The sequence below is a fragment of the Micromonospora sp. NPDC003776 genome (assembly GCF_053605645.1).
The window spans coordinates 1-3,634 of record NZ_JBSGJR010000638.1; the positions used below are offsets into that span (position 1 = coordinate 1).

At 76.3% G+C, this 3,634-nt stretch carries 3 protein-coding genes; 1 reads left to right on the forward strand and 2 read right to left on the reverse strand.

Annotated features, from left to right (window positions below; translation table 11 throughout):
- Nucleotides 1-4: 4 nt before the first annotated feature.
- A complete protein-coding gene (locus ACWEVO_RS32425) occupies nucleotides 5-1,795 on the reverse strand; it encodes a DEAD/DEAH box helicase (RefSeq protein ID WP_452311254.1) in 1,791 nt (596 codons plus the stop codon).
- Nucleotides 1,796-1,991: 196 nt separating this feature from the next.
- On the reverse strand, nucleotides 1,992-2,825 hold the full coding sequence (locus ACWEVO_RS32430; RefSeq protein ID WP_452311255.1) for a hypothetical protein: 834 nt from the start codon (nucleotides 2,823-2,825) through the stop codon (nucleotides 1,992-1,994).
- Between the two features lie 134 nt (nucleotides 2,826-2,959).
- Between ACWEVO_RS32430 and ACWEVO_RS32435 the strand changes: the two genes are divergently transcribed.
- A partial coding sequence (locus tag ACWEVO_RS32435; RefSeq protein WP_452311256.1) for a histidine kinase occupies nucleotides 2,960-3,634 on the forward strand: 675 nt, incomplete at its 3' end.

The window sequence follows — 3,634 nt, forward strand, 5'->3', positions numbered from 1 at the left end:
GTGCTCACCAGCGGTCCCGGCGCTCCCGACGCTCGCCGCCGTCGCCGTCCCGGCCGCGGCGCTCCCGCCGGTCGCCGTCGAAGCGGCGCTCGCCGCCGCCGTCGCCGTCGCGATCCCGGCGTACGGTCGCCTTACGGCCCTTGATGGTGCTGCCCCGCAGCCCCTGGATCACCTCGTCGGCGAGCGCGTACGGCACCTCCACCAGGGAGAACCGGTCGGCGATCTCGATCGAGCCGATGTCCCGGCCGCTGACCCCGGTCTCCCCGGTGATCGCCCCGACCAGGTCCTGCGGGCGGACCCCGGCGCGCCGGCCCAGCCCGATGAAGACCTGCGTGGTGCCGCCGGCGCGGGGGCGAGCGCCACCGCGCCGCTCAGCCGCCGGCCGGGGCTCACGGGCCGGGCGGACCGCCACCTGGGGGATCTCCTCCTCCTCGTCCGCCGTGCCGGGCAGGGCCGCCTCGTGGGCGAGCTTCACCGCGGCGAGGGCGACCTCCATCATGTCGAACTCGTCCGACAACGACTCCACGATCACCCGGAACGGCTCCAGGTCGTCCTCCAGCAACGACTCCCGCAGCGCCGCCTGGGTCAGCTCCAGCCGCCGGGTCCGCAGGTCCGCCACCGTCGGGATCTTGTCTATGGCGATCCGCTGGCCGGTGACCCGCTCGATGGTCTTGAGCATCCGGTGCTCGCGCGGCTCGGCGAGGGTGATCGCCACGCCCTCCCGGCCGGCCCGGCCCACCCGGCCGATCCGGTGCACGTACGACTCCGGCGCCGACGGGACGTCGTAGTTCACCACGTGGGTGAGCTGCTCGACGTCCAGGCCGCGCGCCGCCACGTCGGTGGCCACCAACAGGTCCGCGGTTCCCGCCCGGAGCCGCCCCATCACCCGGTCCCGCTGCTCCTGGCTCATCCCGCCGTGCAGCGCCTCCGCCCGGTAGCCCCGGCCGTTCATCGTCTCGGTGAGCCGGTCCACCTCCTCGCGGCTGCGGCAGAAGACGATCGCCGCCGTCGGCGACTCCACATCCAGCACCCGGCCCAGCGCCGCCGGCTTGTGCGCCCGCGCCACGATGTACGCGCTCTGCCGCACCCGGGGCGCCTCGCCGGCCACCGGCTGCTCGCGCCCGATCTGGATGCGGACCGGGTCGGTCAGGTGCTGCCGGGCCAGCCCGTCGATCCGCGCCGGCATGGTGGCGGAGAAGAGCACCGTCTGGCGCTCGGCCGGGGCGTGCTCCAGGATCGCCTCGATGTCCTCGGCGAAGCCCATGTCGAGCATCTCGTCCGCCTCGTCCAGCACGACCGTGGCGAGCGAACCCAGCCGCAGGGTGCCCCGGGCGATGTGGTCCAGCGCCCGGCCCGGCGTCGCCACCACAACGTCCACGCCCAGGTCGAGGGCGCGCAGCTGGCGGCCGATCGGCTGGCCGCCGTAGATCGGCAGGACCCGGGCGCCCAGGTCCTTGCCGTACCGGTGGAACGCCTCGGAGACCTGCACCGCCAGCTCCCGGGTGGGCACCAGCACCAGCGACACCGGATCGCCCCCGGTCCGCCCGTCGGGCATCCGCTGCAGCAGCGGCAGGGCGAACGCGGCCGTCTTGCCGGTGCCCGTCGCCGCCTGCCCGAGCAGGTCCCGGCCGGCCAGCAGCGTCGGGATCGCCTCGCGCTGGATGGGGGTCGGCTCCTCGTAGCCGAGCGCGGCGAGCGCGCCCAGCAGCTCGGGGCGCAGCCCGAGGTCGGCGAAGGCGGGGGCCTCGTCGGCGTCGACGGCGGCGGGGTCGGTCGGTGTTGCTCCGGAACTCATGGCGTCAAGCCTTTCATCACCGCCGCCGGCCCGGCGCGGCGACCGGCGCAACCGTCGGCCCGGACACGTCTCCGCCCTCGTACCGTGGCGCCGGTCACGTCCCCGCCGGCGCCGACGGGGTGGCGGAGCCGGCCGGTCCACCCCCGTCGTGACCCGCACCGGAGTGCGGCGTGGACCGGCCGGCGGCACGGACGGATCAGCCGGCGACCAGGGCCAGCGCGACGGTGATCCCCACCATGACGTCGAACACGCCGCAGAACTCCGCGTACCGCCGGGGCACCACCCGGCCCGTGCGGTGGTGCGCCGCGTCCCAGGCGGCGTGCCCGAGCCAGCCGGCGGCCACCAGCCAGCCGGCGAGGCCGGTCGGCCCGACCAGGGCCGCCGCCGCCAGCCCGACCCAGCCGACCAGCCCGGCGAGCTGCACCGCCAGCGTCCGGTGGTCCCGCCACTGCCGCCGCCAGGTGCCGATCAGCAGGTACCCGGTCGGCAGCACCAGCAGCGTCCACGGGGACAGCACGGTCGGGGCGAGCCAGAGGTCGAGCGTCACCAGGAGCGCGAGGCCGGTCGGCCACCGGCGCGCCGCCGCCGCGACGACCGGATGCCGGGCGGCCGGCGCAGGCCGCTCGTGCCGGTGCCGCAGCGCCACCAGCAGCATCGCCGGCAGCATCAGCAGGTGGCCGCCGAGCAGCAGCGCGTCGTCGCCGACCAGCCCGGCCCACCAGGGGGGCAGAAACAGCAGGAACGGGACGTACATGGCGCCGACCATCTGCGCGGTGGCGCCCCGGCCGTGGCCCCGGTGCCACATCCAGGCCACCATGCCGAGCGCCATGTCCGTGGCCATCACCAGCGCCGCCACGTCCGGCCGGGCGAGGCCGCCCGCGCCGCCCAGCACCGTCGCGCCGACCCGCCACAGCGGTTCGAGCAGCACCATGCCGGCCACCATCGCCACGACCATCTCGGCGAGGTGCCGCGCCAGCCGGCGGCCGGCGCGGTCCGATCCCGGGGGTATGCGTACCGTCGTCTCCGTCATGTCCCGACCCTGCCCGCCGCGGCCGTCCGGGGGACAGGCGTGTTCGTCACGGCGATTCCGTGCGTTGTGCACGGTGCGGCCGTGACATTCGGCGGGGGTGAACCGGTTGGCCGCCGCCAATAGGATCGGCGGGCATGACGGTCGAGGCGGCGGACCGCTGGCTGCGTGGAGCGCGCCGGCTCACCCTGGCGTCGTTGGCCACCAACCTGGGCGCCACCCTGCTGCTGCCGGGCGTCGGGCTGGGCCGGGAGCCGGATCCGGTGCGGCTGGCCCTCGGCGCGGTCGGGCTGGTGGCGTTCGTCGCCGCGCAGGCGGCCGTCGTCCACGCCGCGGTCACGCCGTGGCTCGCCGACGAACGGCGGCGCCGCGGGTACGTCGTCCTCGCTGGGGCTGCCGTGCTCAGCGTGCCGCTGGTCGGACCGGTCGCCGCCGGCAGCTGGCCGACCTGGGCCTGGTTGGGCGCCTCACTGGTGGGGATCTTCCCGCTGTTGCTGCGGCCGCTGACCGCGCTGGCCGGGACGGTCGTCGTGGTCGGGGTCGCGGTCGCGGTGGCCGGCTGGACGGGCGTCGCCGTCCGCGACAGCGCGCTCATCACCGGCGGTGTCGGTCTCGGCGTGGCCGCGGTCAGCTGGGTGCAGGTCTGGTTCTGGGACCTGCTCGTCGAGGCCCGCCAGGGCCAGGCCGCCCGGGTCCGGCTGGCCGCCGCCGAGGAGCGGCTGCGCTTCGCCCGGGACGTGCACGACCTGCTCGGCCACGACCTCACGGTGATCGCGTTGAAGGCCGAGCTGGCCGCCCGGCTCACGCCGGTC

Excerpts from the sequence above, each read along its gene's own strand:
- ACWEVO_RS32430 (WP_452311255.1), bottom strand. The coding sequence starts at position 2,825 with ATGACGGAGACGACGGTACGCATACCCCCGGGATCGGACCGCGCCGGC.
- ACWEVO_RS32425 (WP_452311254.1), bottom strand. The coding sequence starts at position 1,795 with ATGAGTTCCGGAGCAACACCGACCGACCCCGCCGCCGTCGACGCCGAC.